This is a genomic window from Herbaspirillum sp. WKF16, from assembly GCF_028993615.1.
Classification (GTDB): domain Bacteria; phylum Pseudomonadota; class Gammaproteobacteria; order Burkholderiales; family Burkholderiaceae_D; genus Herbaspirillum.
Window position 1 is genome coordinate 2,423,968 of the sequence record NZ_CP118632.1, and the last position, 19,989, is coordinate 2,443,956.

17 protein-coding genes are annotated in these 19,989 nt (G+C 67.2%); 9 read left to right on the forward strand and 8 right to left on the reverse strand.

The genetic code is table 11. The features are described from left to right. Positions 1–84 precede the first annotated feature (84 nt). A complete protein-coding gene (locus Herbaro_RS11050; RefSeq protein ID WP_275013871.1) occupies positions 85–1,428 on the forward strand; it encodes a hypothetical protein in 1,344 nt (447 codons plus the stop codon). A 91-nt stretch (positions 1,429–1,519) separates the two neighbouring features. Here the strand turns inward: Herbaro_RS11050 and Herbaro_RS11055 are convergent, their stop codons facing one another. The 5 genes from Herbaro_RS11055 to Herbaro_RS11075 form a co-directional block, all read right to left on the reverse strand. After that, entirely contained in the window at positions 1,520–2,317 is a 798-nt protein-coding gene (locus Herbaro_RS11055) for a transporter substrate-binding domain-containing protein (protein ID WP_275013872.1), read from the reverse strand. A 145-nt stretch (positions 2,318–2,462) separates the two neighbouring features. After that, on the reverse strand, positions 2,463–3,119 hold the full coding sequence (gene pdeM, locus Herbaro_RS11060; protein WP_275013873.1) for a ligase-associated DNA damage response endonuclease PdeM: 657 nt from the start codon (positions 3,117–3,119) through the stop codon (positions 2,463–2,465). Next, entirely contained in the window at positions 3,116–5,638 is a 2,523-nt protein-coding gene (locus tag Herbaro_RS11065; RefSeq protein ID WP_275013874.1) for a ligase-associated DNA damage response DEXH box helicase, read from the reverse strand. Before Herbaro_RS11065 ends, pdeM begins: the two co-directional genes overlap by 4 nt. Beyond that, on the reverse strand, positions 5,628–7,295 hold the full coding sequence (locus Herbaro_RS11070; protein WP_275013875.1) for an ATP-dependent DNA ligase: 1,668 nt from the start codon (positions 7,293–7,295) through the stop codon (positions 5,628–5,630). The genes Herbaro_RS11065 and Herbaro_RS11070 overlap by 11 nt, the downstream gene beginning before the upstream one ends. Next, entirely contained in the window at positions 7,288–8,337 is a 1,050-nt protein-coding gene (locus Herbaro_RS11075) for a ligase-associated DNA damage response exonuclease (RefSeq protein WP_275013876.1), read from the reverse strand. The genes Herbaro_RS11070 and Herbaro_RS11075 overlap by 8 nt, the downstream gene beginning before the upstream one ends. 244 nt (positions 8,338–8,581) lie before the next feature. Between Herbaro_RS11075 and Herbaro_RS11080 the strand changes: the two genes are divergently transcribed. The 3 genes from Herbaro_RS11080 to Herbaro_RS11090 all read left to right on the forward strand — a co-directional run bounded on the left by Herbaro_RS11080 (position 8,582) and on the right by Herbaro_RS11090 (position 11,089). After that, positions 8,582–9,514, forward strand: coding sequence for an HDOD domain-containing protein (locus Herbaro_RS11080; protein ID WP_275013877.1), 933 nt, complete (start codon positions 8,582–8,584; stop codon positions 9,512–9,514). A 508-nt stretch (positions 9,515–10,022) separates the two neighbouring features. Beyond that, a complete protein-coding gene (locus Herbaro_RS11085; protein ID WP_275013878.1) occupies positions 10,023–10,769 on the forward strand; it encodes a transporter in 747 nt (248 codons plus the stop codon). A 113-nt stretch (positions 10,770–10,882) separates the two neighbouring features. Beyond that, entirely contained in the window at positions 10,883–11,089 is a 207-nt protein-coding gene (locus Herbaro_RS11090) for a hypothetical protein (RefSeq protein WP_275013879.1), read from the forward strand. Between the two features lie 79 nt (positions 11,090–11,168). Here the strand turns inward: Herbaro_RS11090 and prpF are convergent, their stop codons facing one another. The 3 genes from prpF to Herbaro_RS11105 form a co-directional block, all read right to left on the reverse strand. Then, a complete protein-coding gene (prpF, locus tag Herbaro_RS11095) occupies positions 11,169–12,359 on the reverse strand; it encodes a 2-methylaconitate cis-trans isomerase PrpF (RefSeq protein WP_275013880.1) in 1,191 nt (396 codons plus the stop codon). A 139-nt stretch (positions 12,360–12,498) separates the two neighbouring features. Next, positions 12,499–15,114, reverse strand: coding sequence for a Fe/S-dependent 2-methylisocitrate dehydratase AcnD (gene acnD, locus Herbaro_RS11100; RefSeq protein ID WP_275013881.1), 2,616 nt, complete (start codon positions 15,112–15,114; stop codon positions 12,499–12,501). 60 nt (positions 15,115–15,174) lie between these two features. Continuing rightward, positions 15,175–15,894, reverse strand: a complete 720-nt coding sequence (locus Herbaro_RS11105; RefSeq protein ID WP_275013882.1) for a GntR family transcriptional regulator — start codon at positions 15,892–15,894, stop codon at positions 15,175–15,177. 251 nt (positions 15,895–16,145) lie between these two features. On the opposite strand from Herbaro_RS11105, the gene Herbaro_RS11110 reads away from it, so the two are divergent. The 5 genes from Herbaro_RS11110 to Herbaro_RS11130 all read left to right on the forward strand — a co-directional run bounded on the left by Herbaro_RS11110 (position 16,146) and on the right by Herbaro_RS11130 (position 19,959). Further along, positions 16,146–16,883: an IclR family transcriptional regulator gene (locus Herbaro_RS11110; RefSeq protein ID WP_275013883.1), complete on the forward strand. Its 738-nt coding sequence runs from the start codon at positions 16,146–16,148 to the stop codon at positions 16,881–16,883. Positions 16,884–17,010: 127 nt separating this feature from the next. Beyond that, positions 17,011–17,763: a glutamine ABC transporter substrate-binding protein gene (locus Herbaro_RS11115; protein ID WP_275013884.1), complete on the forward strand. Its 753-nt coding sequence runs from the start codon at positions 17,011–17,013 to the stop codon at positions 17,761–17,763. Between the two features lie 135 nt (positions 17,764–17,898). Further along, positions 17,899–18,564, forward strand: coding sequence for an amino acid ABC transporter permease (locus Herbaro_RS11120; RefSeq protein WP_275013885.1), 666 nt, complete (start codon positions 17,899–17,901; stop codon positions 18,562–18,564). Continuing rightward, on the forward strand, positions 18,564–19,337 hold the full coding sequence (locus Herbaro_RS11125; protein ID WP_275013886.1) for an amino acid ABC transporter ATP-binding protein: 774 nt from the start codon (positions 18,564–18,566) through the stop codon (positions 19,335–19,337). Before Herbaro_RS11120 ends, Herbaro_RS11125 begins: the two co-directional genes overlap by 1 nt. Further along, the gene (locus Herbaro_RS11130; protein ID WP_275013887.1) at positions 19,327–19,959 is read left to right on the forward strand and encodes a HutD/Ves family protein; all 633 of its coding nucleotides are present in this window, start codon (positions 19,327–19,329) and stop codon (positions 19,957–19,959) included. The genes Herbaro_RS11125 and Herbaro_RS11130 overlap by 11 nt, the downstream gene beginning before the upstream one ends. Positions 19,960–19,989 lie beyond the last annotated feature (30 nt).

Below are 19,989 nucleotides of genomic sequence, written 5' to 3' on the forward strand. Positions count from 1 at the left end.
TCAAGCCGCCCCGCACCGATGTCTTACAACAAACAACAACGAGGATTGTCAATGCGAGGCCGATTCCAATCGCTTGCAGCGGTGATGCTGTTCACCGTTCCCGGCGCCGCCACCATGGCCTGGGCCGCCGATGCCAACAGCGGCTTGTGCTCCCCCGACCTCAAGGTCGACAAGGACAAGCTGGCCGCCTACCTGATCAAGACCTATCCCGTCAGCACCGGCTACCTGTCGGTTGGCGACAATGCCGCGCCGCTCAATTCGCCCAGCGCCCTGGCAGCGTGGTTGCTGAAGAAGCGCGCGGCCGAGAAGGCCGCCGGCGGCCCCGCCAGCGGCGACGGCAGCAACGTCGACCACATGGCCGAGGATCTGCAGGGCCTGCTGGATGGCAAGGATGGCCAGTTCAAGCCGGCCGGGCGCGTGGATGCGCAGGCTTTCTTCAGCAACGGCAGCCAGAGCGGATTGTCATGCGTGGTGGCCGGCGCCAGTCCGGCGCTGCCGCACGCGTCGTCTGCCGCGATCATGACTGCCGCCGCGCCCACCGGCACCGCCGGCCAGCCCACCGTCGCGGCCGTCCCCGCCGCCGCGCCGCCGGCGCCGCCGGCGCCGCAGCCGACCTGGCTGGACCACGCGCGCGTGCGCGGCAACCCCGACCAGCTCTCCATCGACCACAATAACAAGGCTGCCTACGCTTCGGTGGAGCGGGCCCGCGTGACCCTGGCCAACGACGACGTGGCGGCCTCGCGCACCAACGACATCGTGGCCTACGCCGGTTACTCCTTCGAGAAGCGCGCCATCGGCCAGGCCGGCAGCACCTATGAGGCCGTGCCGTATGTGGGCGTCAAGCAGAACCGGGTGACGGTCTACAACAACGGCGGCCCATCGGTGACCACCACCCGCACCAGCCAGGTCGGCATGCTGTCGGCCTTCCACTTCGCGCATCCCGGCTCGCCCAACACCGAAGACCTGACCGCGCGGCCGGACTACCTGATCAACAATACCGACGGCAGCCGCCTGCTGACGGTGAACTTCACGCTCACGCCGGTGCGCCCCGGCATCCTCAACGACTTCATCCGCTGGAACAACGGCCTGGCCTTCAAGCCCATCCTGATCGGCCAGAGCCGCAACGGTACCTATCTCGACCGCGGCGACCCCGACGTCTACGACCAGCACCAGGATTTCATCCGCCTGGGTGCGCAGGCCGGTTTCACGCTGGCCTCCACCAATCCGTCGCTGCCGTTCGATTTCACCACCACCTTCACCGGCCTGAAGGCCATCGAGGGTTCGCGCGGCATCCACTACTGGAAGTCGGTGCTGACTTACAACTTCAACCAGAACGTGGGCCTGAGCCTGGACTACTCCAACGGCGTGCTGCCGGAAACGGCGGATCCGGAACGCAAGTGGGGGCTGGGGATTTCGTCGAAGTTCTGACGCCTCGGCAGGTCGTCCCCGCCAAAAGCGCGCATAAAAAAACGGCGGATGTTAAGTCCGCCGTTTTTTTATATATGGCATCAATGCGGCTTTACTGATAGGTCGTCGCCATCTTCTCCGGCAGCGGCACGTTGAGCCACTTCTTGACGATGGCATTGAGCTCGCCGCTCTTCTTGGCCTGCGTGATGGCGTCGTTGACCTTGGCCAGCAGGGCCGCCTCGTTCTTGTTCAGGCCCACGCTGCAGCTCGACTCATGGATGATGTACTTCAGCACCGGCTTGTTGTTGGGGGCCTTTTCCGCCAGCGCGTAGGCGACGAAGTCGCCGGTGCCCACCAGCTGCACCTGGCCGGAGACATAGGCCGAGATCATGGCGTTGTTGTCTTCGTAGCGCTTGATGGTGGCGCTCTTGGGCGCGGTGTCGGTGAGCTGGATGTCCTGGAAGGTGCCACGCGCCACGCCCACGGTCTTGCCTGCCAGGTCGGCGGCGTTGCCGACCTTGACCGCGGCCACGCCGAACACGCTGTTGTTGTACGGGGCGTAGGCTTGCGAGAAGTCGATCACCTTTTCACGCTCGGCGCTCTTGCCCAGCGTGGAGATCACCAGGTCGGCCTTGTGCGTCTGCAGGTACGCGATGCGGTTGGCGCTGGCCACCGGCACCAGTTGGACCTTCACGCCCATGTTCTTGGCGATCAGCTTGGCGACGTCGATGTCCAGGCCCTGCAGCTGCAGGTCGGTGTTGACCGAGCCGAAGGGGGCGAAATCCTGCGGCACGCCGATGCGGACCACGCCGGCCTTCTGGATGTCGGCCAGGGCATCGGCGCGGGCTTGGAACGAGGCCGCCGACAGCAGCCCGAGCGCCATGGCCAGCATTGGTTTGATTGACTTCATTGGTGTCTTCTCCCTTAGCGATTGTGTCGATGCCGCGCCGTCTGTCGCGGCGCGAGGCGAGGGCGTCTGCGCGCCCTGGGTTCCCTTGCTGCGGAACCGCCGACGATGATACGCCAAATTGCGCGCAATCGTCTTGCACGCCAGCTCAGCCGCGCAGTTCCAGGATACTGTCCTCGGCCACCAGGAAAACGCGCTGGCCGGGCTGCTGCGCGATCTGGTAACCGCCCGTGAAGGCGCCGAAGGCGGGCAGCATGGCCCATTCCCCGTCGACCACGAAGCAGGGCAGGCGCAGCGCATCGCCGGCCGAGGCCAGGCGGTACACCGGGTGCAGGTGGCCGACGATGGCGAAGGCGCCTTCCACCGTCTGCGGATGATGGCAAAAGGCCAGCGAGCCCACGCGCCAGGGCTCGTCCACCACTTCGATGCCCAGGCCGGCGGGGGGGTCGCCAGCGTGGCGGTCGTGGTTGCCGCGCACCAGCGTCAGCGCCAGCTCGCGGCGGCGGTCGCGCCATTGCGCCAGCGCCGCCAGCGTGGCGTCGGCCCGCGCCGCGCGGGCGTGCAGGAAGTCGCCCAGGAAGACGATGTGCCGCGCCGCATGGCGTTCGACCAGCCGGTCCAGCAAGGCCAGGTTGGCGCCGGTGGTGCCGCGCGGAACCGGGATGCCGCCGGCGCGAAAGGCCGCGGCCTTGCCGAAGTGGACGTCGGCCACCACCAGCATGGCGCGTTCGGGCCACCACAGCGCGCGCTCGGGCAGCATGGCCAGGCGCTCGCCGGCGGCGTCGAATTCGAGCGGGGTGCTCATGGTTTTCCTTTCATGGATTTGTCGGCGGCGCGCTCCAGCCCATCCAGCATGCGCGCCACGCGATCGGCCAGCTTCTCGGTGGAGAGCTTTTCACGGAAGCGCTCCACCATCAGCGGCAGCGCGAACGGCGTGGGCCGCGCCGGACGCATCAACGCCAGCGCGCGGCCGCGCAGTTCCGCCAGGGTGGCGCGCAGGCGCTGCAGTTCCAGTTCCTGCTCCAGCACTTCGGCCTGGGCCTGGGTCAGCAGCAGGTTGCCGGCGTCATGCTTGCGAAACACCTCGAAGAACAGCGCCGACGAGGCCTGCAGCTGGCGTGCGCTCTTGGGCTGGCCGGGATAGCCCTGCGACACCAGGCCGGCAATGCGCGCGATTTCACGGAAGCGCCGCTGCGAGAGCTCGGTGGCGTTGAGGCTGGAGAGCACATCGTCGAGCAGGCCGTCCTCGCTGAAGAGCGTGCCGGGCTGGTCGGGCGCCAGCAGCGAAAGGTCGGCCTCGTGCGCGGCCAGCAGCTCGAAGCCGTAGTCGTTGACGGCGATCGAGAAAGTCGCCGGCCTATCGCGCGCCAGGCGCCAGGCCAGCAGCGACGCCAGGCCCACGTGCACCAGCCGGCCGGCGAAGGGATAGAAGAACAGGTGATGGCCTTCGCGGCTCTTGATGGCCTCGACCACCAGCTTTTGCGCGGTCGGCAGCGCCGACCATTCGCGCTGCAGTTCCAGCAGCGGGCGCACGGCCTGCATCTCGGGACCTTCGTAGCGGCCGAGGGCGGCTTGCTCCAGCCGGTCGAGCACCGCGTGCGCCAGCGTCGAGGACAAGGGCAGGCGGCCGCCTTGCCAGCGCGGTACGGCGCCGCTGCCGGAGACGGCGCGACGCACCCAGGCGGTCATCTCGTGCACCCGCACGAACTCCAGCATGCGTCCGCCGAACAGGAAGCGGTCGCCCGGCCGCAGGCGGGCGATGAAACCTTCCTCGATGGCGCCGATGCGCCCGCCCCGCAGGTATTGAACGTGCATGCTGGCGTCGGAGACGATGGTGCCGATGTTCATGCGGTGGCGTCGCGCAATGGCCGGCAGCTCGACCCGGTAGACGCCGTCGGCGCCGACGCGGACGCGATGGTATTCGGGATAGGCGACCAGGCTCTGGCCGCCGCGCACCACGAAGTCCAGCGCCCATTGCCACTGGTCCTCGCGCAGGTCGCGGTACGACCAGGCCGTGCGCACCTCGTCCAGCAATTCCCCGGGCGTGAAGCCGCCGCCCAGGGCGATGGTGACCAGGTGCTGCACCAGCACGTCCAGCGGAGCCGCCGGCACCGGCCGCCGTTCGACCTGGCCGTCGGCGATCGCTTGCCGCGCGGCGGCGAACTCCACCAGCTCCAGGCTGTTGGTGGGCACCAGCGTGGCGCGCGAGAGCCGGCCGGGCGAGTGGCCGGAGCGTCCGGCGCGCTGCAGCAGCCGGGCCACGCCGCGCGGGCTGCCGATTTGCAGCACCCGCTCCACCGGGGTGAAGTCCACGCCGAGATCCAGGCTGGAGGTGCAGACCACGGCCTTGAGCTTGCCCTCGCGCAGGCCTTGTTCGACCCAGTCGCGCACTTCGCGGTCGAGCGAGCCGTGGTGCAGGGCGATCAGCCCGGCCCAGTCGGGACGCGCCGCCAGCAGTTGCTGGTACCACAGCTCGGCCTGGGAGCGGGTATTGGTGAACACCAGCGTGCTGCCGCCGGCTTCGATCTCGGCCGCCACCGCCGGCAGCATCTGGATGCCGAGGTGGCCGGCCCAGGCGAAGCGCGAGGGATGCGGCGGCAGCAAGGTGTCGATGACGATGCGCTTGCGCTGTTCGCCGCGCACCAATACGCCGTGCCGCGCGCCATCCTCGCCCAGCAGCGCCTGCATGGATTGCTCCAGATTGCCCAGCGTCGCCGACAGGCCCCAGACCGCCAGCCCGGGGCGCCAGCGTTTGAGCCGCGCCAGCGCCAGCTGCACCTGCACCCCGCGCTTGTTGCCCATCAGCTCGTGCCATTCGTCGATCACGATGGCGTCGAGCCGGCCGAAGCGCTGCCGCGCGTCGGCCTGGGACAACAGCAGCGACAGGCTCTCCGGCGTGGTCACCAGCGCCTGCGGCAGCGACTTCATCTGGCGCGCCCGTTCGCCCGAGCCGGTGTCGCCGGTGCGCATGCCGGCCTGCCAGTGCGGCAGCAGGTCGGCCAGCGGCGCCTGGAGGGCGCGCAAGGTATCGGCCGCGAGCGCGCGCATCGGCGTGATCCACAGCACCCGCAGCCCCGATGCGCCGGCCGCCGCGGCCTGGGGCGATCCCAGCGCCGGTTCCGCGTGCAGCAGCGCGCCGAACCAGACGGCGTAGGTCTTGCCGGAGCCGGTGCCGGCATGCAGCACGCCCGAGCGGCCGGCGCCGGCGGCCTGCCATACTTCGCGCTGGAAATCGAAGACCGTCCAGCCGCGCGCCTGGAACCAGCGCTCGACGCTGGCGCGCCCGTCCTGGACGGGAGCCGGCCTGCCGCCGCTACGCGCCACGACCGTCTCCGTTGACCGGCAGCAGGGCGCGCAGCGTGGCCAGGGTATCGGCCTGCTCGACCGTCTTGTCGTCGCGCCGGCGCAGGATGCGCGGGAAGCGCACCGCGATGCCGGCCTTGTGGCGAGCAGAAGCGGCGATGCCCTCGAAACCGATCTCGAACACCATGCTCGGACGCACGCTGCGCACCGGACCGAACTTTTCGATGGTGCTCTTGCGGATGGCCTGGTCGACCTCGGCGATCTCGGCGTCGGTCAGGCCGGAGTAGGCCTTGGCGAAGGGCACCAGGCTGCGTTCGGCGCCTGGGGCGGCGGGCGCGTCCCAGACCGCGAAGGTGTAGTCGGTGTAGAGCGAGGCGCGGCGGCCGTGGCCGGCCTGGGCGTAGATCAGCACGGCATCGACGCTATAGGGATCGATCTTCCACTTCCACCAGGCGCCGGCGTTGCGGGTACGGCCGATGCCGTAATGCCCGCCGATCTCCTTGAGCATCATGCCTTCCACGCCGCGCTCGCGGGAGCTCTTGCGCAGTTCGGCCAGCGCATCCCAGTCGGCTGCTTCGATGCGCGGCGCCAGCATCAGGGAGGGTCCGGCATGCAGGGCGAGCAGGGCCTCCAGCCTGGCGCGCCGCTCGCCTTGCGGCAGGCCGCGCAGGTCGTGGCCGTCCCGTTCCAGCAGGTCGTAGGCGATCAGCGCCGCCGGCAGCTCGGCCAGCAGGCGCGGCGTCAGGTTCTTGCGGCCGATGCGCCTTTGCAGCTCGGCAAACGAGGCGATGCGCGAGGCGTCGCCGGGTTCGCCGGGGCGCACGATCACGATCTCGCCGTCCAGCACGGTGCCGTCGGGCAGCGCCAGCGCCGCCAGCTCGGGGAAGCGTTCGCCGATCAGCTCCTCGCCGCGCGACCACAGCCAGCCGACCCCGCGGCGGCGCACCAGCTGTGCGCGAATGCCGTCGTACTTCCATTCCACCTGCCAGCGTTCCAGCGTTCCCAGCGTGCGCGGGTCGTCCGGCAGCGGATGGGCGAGGAAGAATGGATAGGGCTGGCCACCGTCGAGACGATGGTCGCGGCCGTCGTCGGGCGCGATCAGCTGCGCGAAACGGTCGGCGTCAGGCCGCGCGCGACCGTCGGTCCAGCCGACCAGGCGCTGCGCCAGCAGCTTGGCGTCGAGCTGCGCCACGGCCGCCAGCGCGCGGGTGACCAGCAAGCGCGACACACCCACGCGAAAGCTGCCGCCGATCAGCTTGGTGAGCAGGAAGCGGCCTTGCCAGTCCAGCTCATCCCAGGCTGCGAACAGCGCCGCGCGGATCGCTTCCGGCCCGGCGCCGCGCAAGGGGGCGATGCGTTCCTCCATCCAGCGCGCCAGGCCGAGATCGCCGGCATGCCGGGCCGGCGGGAGGATATGGGCGATGGTCTCGGCCAGGTCGCCGACGGCGTGGTAGCACTCTTCGAACAGCCATTCGTCGATCTGCGCGTATTGCATCGCGCAGTGCTTCAGCAGTTTGGTCGGCACCGCCTGGCGCGGCTTGCCGCCGGCCAGGAAATAGACGGCCCAGGCGGCGTCGGCGGCATCGGCGCGGGTGAAGTAATCCTGCAGCGCGGCCAGCTTGCGGGTGGTCGAGGTGGTGGCGTCGAGCTCGGCGTAGAGCCGCGAGAACTCACGCATGGGAGGACTCCGCCTGGGGCTTTGCAGCGTCCTCCCCGGCATCTTCCTCGCCGTATTCGGTATCGAAGGCGCCGGCGTCCAGGCCGTTCTGACGCAGCCAGCGCACCAGCGTGGCGACCTGGCCGTGGGTCACGATCACGCGCTGGGCGCCGGTGCCGGCGATGGCCTGCAGCAGGGCCGGCCAGTCGGCATGGTCGGACAGCACGAAACCGCGATCCACGCCGCGCCGCCGACGCGTGCCGCGCAGGCGCATCCAGCCGCTGGCGAAGGCGTCGCTGTAGTCGCCGAAGCGGCGCATCCAGGGCGAACCGGCGGCTGAAGGCGGCGCCAGCACCAGCGCGCCGGCGTAAGCCTGTTTCCCGCGCCCGCCGGCGGCTTCGGCCTCGCCCACGGTAAGGGTCGGCGGCAGCGCGATGCCGGCTTCGCGGTACAGGCGGTTCAAGGGTTCCACCGCGCCGTGGCAGACGATAGGGCCGATGCCGGGATCGATGCCGTGCAGGATGCGCTGGGCCTTGCCGAAGGAGTAGCAGAACAGCACGCTGGCGCGGCCTGCGGCGGCGTTGGCGCGCCACCAGCGGTTGATGTCGTCGAAGATCTCGGCTTGCGGCTGCCAGCGGTAGATCGGCATGCCGAAGGTGGATTCGGTGATGAAGACGTCGCAGCGCACCGCCTCGAACGGGGCGCAGGTGCCGTCGGCTTCGAGCTTGTAGTCGCCCGAGGCCACCCAGACCCGCCCGCCGTGCTCCATGCGCAATTGCGCCGAACCCAGCACATGGCCGGCCGGATGCAGCGACAGGCGCACGCCGTTGTGGGTCACGTGCCGCCCATAGGGCAGCACGTCGAGCGCGATGTCCGCCCCCAGGCGGGCGCGCAGGATGCCGGCGCCGGGGGCGGCGGCCAGGTAACTGCCATGGCCGCTGCGGGCATGGTCGGCGTGCGCGTGGGTGATCACCGCGCGCGCCACCGGCCGCCACGGGTCGATATAAAAATCGCCGGGAGGGCAATACAGGCCCTCCTTGCGCACCACCACCATGTCTTCCATGCGCGGGGCCTCCTTGCCGGGTGCTTGTCCAGGCTTCAGCTTAGCCGCGCCGGCTCTGCCATGCCGTCGGCGCAGGGCGCATCTTGTTGTCAGTGGAAAGGGCGATGCAGTCGAAATACGGGCAGCCATGACCCCGCTAATTTTTCAATGGCGCATCGCAAAATGCGGAGGGATTCTGTATCCTAGCGGCTATCGTTCTTGCCTTACCAGAACTTTGCATCCTGACAATCTACGAGGGCGATCCATGTCGACCTACATCGAAACAAAAACATTTCGTGAACTGCAGGATTCGGAAGTCTTGCCAGCCCCCTCCGGCGTCCGTCTCAACATCATGCAGATGTGCCAGCAGGAAGACCTCTCGCTGCCCGACCTGGTGTCGCAGGTGCAGGGAGACCCGGTGCTGGCCGGCCGCCTGATCCAGATCGCCAACATTCCCAACATCAACAAGGGCCGCATGGTGGCCTCGGTCAACGTCGAGCTGCTGCTGATGGTGGGCCTGCATGCCGTGCGCCAGATGGCGCTGGCGATTTCGCTGACCGAGTCGGCGCGCCGCGGCGACTGCAAGGAATTCAACTACGACGCCTTCTGGGCGCGCGCCACCGCGATGGCCTGCGCCGGCCAGGCGCTGGGCGAGATGCTGCAGCTGGCGCCGCCGGCGGAGATGTTCACCAACGGCCTGCTGGCCGGCATCGGCCGCCTCGGCCTGGCGTCGGCCCGTCCCAAGCGCTACGGCGAGGTGCTGGCCGGCGGCGCCGAAGGACAGGCGCTGCGCGACAAGGAGAAAGAGGCCTTCGGTTTCGACCACCTCAGCCTGGCCGCCGCCATGATGGAAGACTGGCATTTCCCCAAGCTCTTCTGCACCGCGGTGCTGCATCACGAGAATCCGGAAGCCTCCGGCCTGGACGACGGCGACCGACAGCAGCAGCTGGTGCGCATGCTGGAACTGGCCGGCTGCGTGGCCGACGTGTGCGTGGCCGACGCCCGCACGCGGCAGCAATTGCTGCCGCGCCTGTTGAAGCTGGCGGAGCGGTTCTCGCTGCCGTTGTCCAGCGTCGAGTACGTCTGCGGTCGCGTCTCCTGGGATTGGAGCGACTGGGGCGCCTTGCTGCACGTGTCGACCCAGGTGCTGCCGGAAATCGGCGCCGAACTGGCCGAGGCGGCCAACCAGGCCGCCTGAGAATCTGCCGTCATGGCGAGCGCCTGCTCGCAAAATGCGGCATGTTTCGGCATGCTGCTCGCGATCCGTTGGTAAATGGCACAAATGCCGGCTTTGTATTTGTCGTGTCAGGCTTGAATGCTAGTATGGCGCCCGGTTGAAAGCGAACACCCAGCGGCCGATCCGCAAGCAGCGGGCCCACGGCGCAATCCCATCGAGAATTGATCTCATTGCTCGCATTGCGCGACCGCTTCCTGCGGTGGCGCGGCGCGGCATCACACCGTTCAGCTTTCGGCCAGGCACGCGGCCAGTCCGACGTCTCCGGCGTCGTTGTCCCGGCCACCAAGCAGCGGCATCTTGCCGCCATTCACAATCAGAAAAACGTAGCGGGGCTGTTCCCCCAGTTGCTCAGTCGCTGTGCCTGCATCGCCGGCTGCGCCTCATATGCGAGGTGCGGGGGAGTCGGTGATCGGGCCGTCTTGCCGCTGAGCTTCTCGCTGCATTCATCGCTTTATGAACAGGTGGTTTAATGAAAAAAATCCTGTATGCATCCTGGATGACCTGCATCCTCTATGCAACGATGAACCAGGCCTACGCCGCCCACCCGCTGGTCACCGACGACAGCGGCGTGCAGGGGGACGGCCATCACCAGATCGAGGTCAACACCGACTGGAGCCGGCAATCCGGCCAGGCCGGCCACGTCGGCGCCTTTACCTATACCTATGGCGTCACCGACAAGCTCGATTTGTTTGCCAACCTGCCGCTGACTTTCCAGTCCCGCGACGGCGCGGGCGTGGGCGATTATTCGCTGGGCGCCAAGTGGCGTTACTACGACCAGGACGGCCTGTCGCTGGCCTTCAAGCCGGAGCTCTTCATGCCCAGCGGCGACGAGGAAAAAGGCTTGGGCAACGGGCGCAACAGCCTCGGCCTGACCGCGATCGCCTCCTATGAGGCCGGCCCCTGGACCCTGCACGGCAACGCCGGGCTCAACTACAACCGCTACAAGCTCGGCAGCGATGACGAGGCCAAGCGCAAGCTGATATGGCGGGCTTCCGCAGCCAGCTGGTATGAGTTGAGCGAACAATGGAAGCTGGTGGCCGATACCGGCGTGGCGCAGAACCAGGAGCGGGGCAACCGAACCTGGCCGGCCTATGCCTTGCTGGGTGTGATCTGGTCGCCCAACCAGACCGTGGATCTCGACTTCGGCGCCAAGTTCGGCTTGAACAAGGCTGAGGTCACGCGGCAGTTCGGCGTCGGCGTCACCCTGCATTACTGATCGCCGCTCGCCCGTCGGCTCCGCTGTGCGGTGCAGCATGCGATGCGCTGGAAACCTCGGCCAAATCTGCTATCTTTGACCTTGGCGCAAGGCCACGACAAAGGAGACTACACATGGATCTGGTGGAAAAATTCGATGCCAAAGGCAAGACCGGCGCACCTTACCACGTAGAGGTGTATCAGACGCAGCAGGATGAAGCCGACGCCGCAGCGCGGGCGTTCAGCCGCACCTACAAGCTGGCCGACGGGCGCGCACTCGATCCCTTGACGAACGAGAAATTCAGGATCGTCCAGACCGGAGAGAAAATCTACCGGGTCTGACCTTTCCCGGGAAATTGAAAAAGCCGGCACCGCAAGGTGGCCGGCTTTTTCTTTGGCCCGGCCAAGCCGGGCAGGGCATTCAGAACGCGTCGCCCGGCACCCGCACCCAACCTTCCATCAAGACCCGCGCGCTGCGGCTCATGATGGCCTTGGTGACCACCCACTGCTTGCCCTCCAGCTTCGCCTCGGCGCCCACGCGCAGCGTGCCCGAGGGGTGGCCGAAGCGCACGCTGTTGCGTTCGCCGCCGCCGGCGGCCAGGTTGACCAGCGTGCCGGGAATGGCCGCGGCCGTGCCGATGGCCACCGCCGCCGTGCCCATCATCGCGTGGTGCAGCTTGCCCATGGACATGGCGCGCACCAGCACGTCGGCGTCGGCCGTGGTGACCGTCTTGCCGCTGGACGACACATACTCCCTGGCCGGCGCCACGAAGGCGACCTTGGGCGTGTGCTGGCGGGTGGCGGCTTCCTCCACGCGGCCGATCAGGCCCATGCGGATGGCGCCGTGGGCGCGGATGGTCTCGAAACGGGCCAGCGCGGCCGGGTCGCCGTTGATGGCGTCCTGCAGCTCGGCGCCGGTGTAGCCGATGTCTTCCGCGTTGAGGAAGATGGTGGGGATGCCGGCATTGATCATGGTGGCCTGGAAACTGCCCACGCCCGGCACCTCCAGCGTATCGACCACGTTCCCGGTGGGGAACATGGCGCCGCCGGCGCCGTCTTCCTCGGCCGCCGGATCCATGAATTCCAGCTGCACCTCGGCCGCCGGGAAGGTCACGCCATCCAGTTCGAAGTCGCCGGTCTCCTGCACCTGGCCGTCGGTGACGGGCACATGGGCGACGATGGTCTTGCCGATGTTGGCTTGCCAGATGCGCACCACCGCGATGCCGTTCCTGGGCACCTTGTCGGCAGCCACCAGGCCGGCGGCGATGGCGAACGGGCCGACCGCGGCCGAGAGGTTGCCGCAGTTGCCGCTCCAGTCGACGAAGTCCTTGTCGATCGAGACCTGGCCGAACAGGTAGTCGACATCGTGGCCGGCCCGGCTGCTCTTGGAGATGATCACGGTCTTGCTGGTGCTGGAGGTGGCGCCGCCCATGCCGTCGATCTGCTTGCCATAGGGGTCGGGGCTGCCGATCACGCGCTGCAGCAGCTTGTCGCGCGCGCGGCCGGGCACGCGCGCGGCCTCGGGCAGGTCATCCAGCCTGAAGAAAACGCCCTTGCTGGTGCCGCCGCGCAGGTAGGTGGCGGGGATGCGGATTTGGGGGACTTGGCTCATTTCATATTCCTTTTCTTTTTGCCCGTTCGGGCTGAGTCGCCGCTTTAGCGGCGTATCGAAGCTGGCGCACCGAGGCTGCCCTTCGATACGCGCTGCGCGCTACTCAGGGCGAACGGAGTCATACGGGTTTCATCATCGGTCAAACCGCCTTACGCTCTCCCTTGCTGGCCGACTCTTCCAGGAAATCCTGCGCAAACCGCTGCAGCACGCCGCCGGCTTCATAGATCGAGACTTCCTCGGCCGTGTCCAGGCGGCAGGTCACCGGCACTTCCACGCGCTCGCCGTTCTTGCGGTGGATTACCAGCGTCAGCTCGGCGCGCGGGCGGCGCTGGCCGATCACGTCGTAGGTCTCGGTGCCGTCGATGCCATAGGTGTTGCGGTTCTCGCCGGGCTTGAACTCCAGCGGCAGCACGCCCATGCCGATCAGGTTGGTGCGGTGGATGCGCTCGAAGCCCTCGGCCGCGATCGCTTCCACACCGGCCAGGCGCACGCCCTTGGCGGCCCAGTCGCGCGAGGAACCCTGGCCGTAGTCGGCGCCGGCGATGATGATCAAGGGCTGGCGGCGCGCCATGTAGGCCTCGATGGTCTCCCACATGCGCATGACACGGCCCTCCGGCTCCAGGCGGGCCAGCGAACCTTGCCGCACGCTGCCGTCTTCCTTCTTCACCATTTCATTGAACAGCTTGGGATTGGCGAAGGTGGCGCGCTGCGCCGTCAGGTGGTCGCCGCGGTGGGTGGCGTAAGAGTTGAAGTCTTCCTCCGGCAGGCCCATCTTGTGCAGGTATTCGCCGGCCGCGCTGTCCATCAGGATGGCGTTGGAGGGCGACAGGTGGTCGGTGGTGATGTTGTCGCCCAGCACCGCCAGCGGACGCATGCCCGAGAGCGTGCGCTCTCCGGCCAGCGCGCCTTCCCAGTAGGGCGGACGGCGGATGTAGGTGCTCTGCGCGCGCCAGTCGTAGAGCGGGCTGACGGCCTGGCTGCGGTCGACGCGGGCCGAGAACATCGGCGTATAGACGTTGCGGAACTGCTGCGGCTTGACGGCCGCCTTGACCACGGCGTCGATCTCCTCGTCGCTGGGCCAGATGTCCTTCAGGCGGATCTCGCGGCCGTCCGGGCCGGTGCCCAGCACGTCCTGCTCGATGTCGAAGCGGATGGTGCCGGCAATCGCGTAGGCCACCACCAGCGGCGGCGAGGCCAGGAACGCCTGCTTGGCGTAGGGGTGGATGCGACCGTCGAAGTTGCGGTTGCCCGACAGCACCGCGGTGGCGTACAGGTCGCGTTCGATGATCTCCTGCTGGATCTTGGGATCGAGCGCGCCCGACATGCCGTTGCAGGTGGTGCAGGCGAAGGCCACGATGCCGAAGCCGAGCTTTTCCAGGTCGGCGGTGAGGCCGGCTTCCTCCAGATAGAGTTCGACCGCCTTGGAGCCCGGCGCCAGCGAGCTCTTCACCCAGGGCTTGCGCGCCAGCCCCAGGCGGTTGGCGTTGCGCGCCAGCAAGGCGGCGGCGATCACGTTGCGCGGGTTGCTGGTGTTGGTGCAGCTGGTGATGGCGGCGATGATGACGGCGCCGTCGGGCATCTTGCCGGCTTCGTTCTCGACCTTGCCGGCAATGCCTTGCGCGGCCAGCTCGGACACCGGCAGGCGCTTGTGCGGATTGCTGGGGCCGGCCAGCGTGCGCACCACGCTTGAGAGATCGAAGTGCAGCACGCGCTCGTACTCGACCTTGGCCAGCGCGTCCGACCACAGGCCGGTCTCCTTGGCATAGGTCTCCACCAGCTTGACCTGCTCGTCCTCGCGGCCGGTCAGCTTGAGGTAATCGATGGTCTGCTGGTCGATCGAGAACATGGCGGCGGTGGCGCCGTATTCAGGGGCCATGTTGGAAATCGTGGCGCGGTCGCCCAAGGTCAGGCTGGAGGCGCCGTCGCCGTAGAACTCCAGGTAGGCGCCGACCACCTTCTGGCGGCGCAGGAACTCGGTCAGCGTGAGCACGATGTCGGTGGCGGTGATGCCGGGCTGGCGGCGGCCGGTCAGCTCGACGCCGACGATGTCGGGCAGGCGCATCCAGGAGGCGCGGCCCAGCATGACGTTCTCGGCTTCCAGCCCGCCCACGCCGATGGCGATCACGCCCAACGCGTCCACGTGCGGGGTGTGGCTGTCGGTGCCGACCAGGGTATCGGGGAAGGCCACGCCGTCCTTGGTGTAGATCACCGGCGACATCTTCTCCAGGTTGATCTGGTGCATGATGCCGTTGCCGGGGGGGATTACGTCCACGTTCTCGAAGGCCAGCTTGGTCCAGTCGATGAAGTGGAAGCGGTCTTCGTTGCGGCGATCCTCGATGGCGCGGTTCTTCTCGAAGGCCTGGGGATCGTCGCCGCCGCATTCTACCGCCAGCGAGTGGTCCACGATCAGCTGCACCGGCACCACAGGGTTGACCTTGGCGGGGTCGCCGCCCATGTCGGCGATGGCGTCGCGCAGGCCGGCCAGGTCGACCAGCGCGGTCTGGCCCAGGATGTCATGGCACACCACGCGGGCCGGGAACCAGGGGAAGTCCAGCTCGCGCTTGCGCTCGATCAGCTGGCGCAGCGAGTCGGTGAGGGTGGCCGGGTCGCAGCGGCGCACCAGGTTCTCGGCCAGCACGCGGGAGGTGTAGGGCAGGCCGTCCCAGGCGCCGGGCTTGATGGCGTCGACGGCGGCGCGGGCGTCGAAATAATCCAGCTTGGTGCCCGGCAGTTGCTTGCGGTATTGAGTATTCATGGCGGTTGGCTCGTGGTTGTCTCGGTTGAATAATTGGTGTGGTGTGAGGGCGGATCGGGATCAGGCCTGGTCGCGCTTGCCCGTGGCCTGCTGCGCGATCTGGTGTTCGATGTTGCGGCGTGATGCGCCGATGTGCCGGCGCATCAGGAGGTCGGCCAGTTCGCCGTCGCCGTCGGCCAGCGCATCGAGGATGCGGTGGTGCTCGGCGAAGGCCTGGCGCGGCCGGTTGGGGGTGGAGGCATTGGCGGAATACTGGATGCGGTACATGCGCGCCAGCTGGTACAGCTCGCCGCACAGGATGCGGGTGAGGATCTGGTTGCCGCTGGCCTGGATGATCTTGTAATGGAAGTCGTCGTCGCCGTCCTGCTGGTAGTAGCCGCGGCCGGCCTGGAAGGCTTTGTCTTTCTCGTGGGTGTCGAGCACGCGGCGCAACTCGTCCAGCTCGGCGCGGCTCATGCGTTCGGCGGCCAGGCGGCACGCCATGCCTTCCAGCGATTCGCGGATCTGGAACAGTTCGACCAGGCCCTCCAGCGTCAGCGACACCACGCGGGCGCCCACGTGCGGCACCCGCACCAGCAGGTTCTGGCCTTCCAGGCGATGGATGGCCTCGCGCAACGGGCCGCGGCTGATGCCGTAGGTGCGCGCCAGCTCGGGCTCGGAAATCTTGCTGCCCGGGGCGATCTCGCCCTGGACGATCGCGGTCTGGATTTTCCGGAACACGTGTTCCGACAGCGTCTCTGCGTCGCGTTCTGAGCCTGGTAGCGTGATCAGCTCACTCATGGTGTCGACAATCCGTTTGTTTTGATCGATCAACTATAGCACTTTAGGAAAAAAATGTGAAAAGTGTCGACACTCAAATAATAGTGGATCCAATCGGTTAAAAAATAGCATGAGGAGTTTTTCGTCTCTGATGAGAAAATCCGCGACATCTTTGAGAAATATTTGGGCAAAGATAAAAGTTTTTTAAAAATATTTCTCGCAGTAAGAGAATCGATCACCAAAACTGAGAATTTAACTTTATATTGCGATCCATGGACTCTCCTCAGACCTCTACCATCGTCGACCGCGTACTTCATGTTCTAGCTGGCGTCGCCCGCGCGGGCAAGCCCGTCAGCGCCAAACAGATCGCTGCCATGGTGCAGCAGCCGGTCAGCACGGTGTACCGCCACCTGGCTTCCCTCAAGAAATGGGGGCTGCTGCAGGAACACATGAATTCCGGCACCTTCGAGCCCGGCCCGACCGGCGTGCAGCTGGCCTGGGGCTTCGACCAGAACTCCAACCTCATCAGCCAGAGCCGCGAAGAGATCAGTTCGCTGGTGGAGCGCAGCGGCGAGAGCGTGGGCCTGCTGGTCTACATCAACGGCGAGATGGTGTGCATCGCCATGGAGGAGAGCACCCAGCCGTTGCGCTGCTCCTTCACCAAGGGCCGCTCGCATTCGCTGCTCAAGGGCGCCTCGGCCAAGAGCCTGCTGGCCTTCATGCCGCGCAAGCTGCAACAGAAGCTGGTGGCCGACCAACTGGCCGACAAGCCGGATGAAGCCGCCGCGCTGGAAGCGCAGCTCGAAGAGATCCGCCGCCGCGGCTACTCCATCAGCGAGAGCGAGGTCGACCTGGGCGTGTGGGGCGTTTCGGTTCCCATCCTGGCCTCCAACGGCCGCCTGGAGGGCACCATCACGCTGATGGCGCCGGCGCTGCGCGTCGGCCCGCGCGAACAGGAACTGGTGCGCATGACCGTGGAAGCGGCGCAGCGCATATGTAATCGTTTTTAAGATCGTCCCGCCGGGGTCATGCCGCAATGGCATGACCCCGGGCGATCTGCCTTGTTGTTGTCGTTCGCCAGGAAATCAGCCCGGGGAGTCGGCTCCCCGGCCCGTTGCTTCTAACAGAGGATCCAAGATGAAAATTTCCAAGCTGCTCTGCGCCTTCACGGCCGTGTTTGCCATGCTCACCGCCGCCGCTCCCGCGGCCAATGCCGCCGACAACGTGATCCGGGTCGGCACCGACGCCACCTTCCCGCCGATGGAGTTCGTCAAGGACGGCAAGCGCACCGGCTTCGACATCGAGCTCATCGAAGCGCTGGCCAAGACCATGGGCAAGAAGGTGCAGTGGATCGACATCGACTTCAAGGGCCTGATCCCCGGCCTGATCTCCAACCGCTTCGACATCGCCGCCTCGGCCATCTACATGACCGACGACCGCCGCAAGGTGGTCAACTTCAGCGATCCCTACTACCGCGGCGGCCTGGCCGTGCTGGTGCGCCGTGACGACCAGAGCATCAAGGTGCCGGACGACCTGAACAAGGGCAAGAAGGTCTCGGTGCAGGTCGGCACCAAGTCGGTGGGTTACCTGAAGGACAACTACCCGGGTGTGGAGCGCGTCGAGGTCGAGAAGAACCAGGCCATGTTCGACCTGCTGGCCACCGGCCGCGTGAACGCCGCCGTCACCGGCCGTCCGGCCGCGGTCGAATACGCCCGCACCCAGCCGCTGGTGCGCGTGCTCGACAAGGGCCTGACCACCGAGCTGTATGGCTACGCCATGCGCAAGGGCGACACCGAGCTGGCCGAACAGCTCAACAAGGCGCTGCAGACGCTGCGCGTGAACGGCACCTACACCGCGCTGACCGACAAGTGGTTCGGCAAGGCCGAGTAATCATCTTGCCGGCCGGCATCCGTCGCGCAGCCAGCGCGGCGGCGCCCGGCGCAAGATAAAGCTATTCTCTTCATACGGATCGCCGTTGCCGGATTTCCCGGCAACGGCTGCACGATCCACTTTCCGGAGTTCCCGATGGATTTTGACTTTTCCCCGGTCTGGGAAAGCTGGCGCTCGCTCGCCAGCGGCGTAGCCGTCACGGTGGAAATCACCGCCGCCGCGCTGGTGCTGGGTTGCGTGCTGGGCCTGCTGGTCGGGCTGGGCCGCCTGTCGCCGCAGCGCCGCATCATCTACGGCATCTGCACCTTCTACCTGACCCTGGTGCGCGGCACGCCGCTCCTGGTGCAGCTGTTCATCTGGTTCTTCGGCCTGCCGCATTTCGGCATCCTGTTGCCGGCCTATGTGTGCGGCATCCTGGGGCTGGGCATTTACAGCGGCGCCTACGTCTCGGAAATCGTGCGCGGCGCCATCCAGTCGATCGAACGCGGCCAGATGGAAGCGGCCCGCTCGCTGGGCCTGCCTTACAAGATGGCGATGCGCCGCGTGGTGCTGCCGCAGGCCTTCGTGCGCATGATCCCGCCGCTGGGCAATGAATTCATCGCGCTGATCAAGAACTCGGCCCTGGTCTCGCTCTTGACCATCGCCGACCTGATGCACGAGGGCGAGAAGATCATCAGCGTGACCTACCGCTCGCTGGAGGTCTACCTGGTGATCGCCGCGATCTATCTGGCATTGACCAGCGTCACGACGCTGGCGCTGCGCCGCATCGAGAAGGTGCTGCGCTCGGAAGGGAGAGTGTGATGGCGCAGGCAATCGTCGACGTCAAGGGCCTGAAGAAATCCTTCGGCGACCATGTGGTGTTGAAGGACATCGATTTCGCCGTCCAGCCGCGCCAGGTGGTGGTGGTGATCGGCCCCAGCGGTTCGGGCAAGAGCACCTTCCTGCGCTGCCTGAACGGATTGGAGACCGCCGAGGGCGGCACCGTGCTGGTGTCCGGCCATCCGGTGGTGGAGAACGGCCGCATGATGCCCGAGACCAAGCTCGACGCGCTGCGCGCCGAGGTGGGCATGGTGTTCCAGTCGTTCAACCTGTTCCCGCACCTGACCGTGCTGGACAACATCACGCTGGCGCCGACCTGCCTGCGCAACGTGCCGCGCAAGCAGGCCGAGGAACAGGGCATGCGGCTGTTGAAGAAGGTCGGCCTGGATCACAAGGCCAAGGTCTATCCTGGCACCCTGTCGGGCGGCCAGAAGCAGCGCGTGGCGATCGCCCGCGCGCTGGCGATGGAGCCGAAAGTGATGCTGTTCGACGAGCCGACCTCGGCGCTCGACCCCGAACTGGTGGGCGAAGTGCTGCAGGTGATGAAGGACCTGGCCGCCGAAGGCATGACCATGCTGATCGTGACCCACGAGATGGGCTTCGCCCGCGAGGTGGCCGACGTGGTGGTGGTGATGGACCACGGCAGCATCGTCGAAGCCGGCGCGCCGGCCGAGATCTTCACCGCGCCCAAGGAGGCGCGCACCCGCAGCTTCCTGCAGACCTTGCTCTCGCGTGAGGCGGTCCATGGCGGCTAACGAGACGGTCGAGCAGCAGTCCGGCGTGGCCGGCGGCGCCATCGCGTCCACCGGCAACCTGGGACGCATCGCCGCCGTACCCTGGAAGAACGAAGGCGGGCAGACGCGCGAACTGTGCGTGGAGCCGCCCGAGGCCGGTTTCGGCGACTTCGTCTGGCGCGCCAGCGTGGCCGACGTCGGCCGCGACGGCGCGTTCTCGACCTTCGACGGCATCGCCCGCACCATCGTGCTGCTGGAAGGCGGGGGCTTCACCATCCACGCCGGCGAGCGGCAATTGCACGACCTGCGCGAGTGCTTTGCGCCGTTCGCCTTCGACGGCGAACTGCAGGTCTCGGTGCGCTTGCACGGCGCGCCGACGCTGGACTTCAACCTGATGATCCGGCGCGAGCTGGCCGAGGGCGAAGTGGTGGCGCTGACCGCGCAGAATTCGCGCCGGCTGTCGGCCGATACGGCGCTGCTTTACGTCGCCCAGGGCGCGGCCTGCCTGACCGATGCGGCCGGCCTGCAATTGCAGCTGCGCACCGGCGAGTTCGTGCGGCTGCGACAGGGCGCCGTGCCGCCCGACCTGCTGTGCGCGGCAGGCGCAGTGGTGCTGGCGGTGCACATCCGGCACAAGAAATGAATCCACCGTACGTGCCGCCATGGGCGGTGC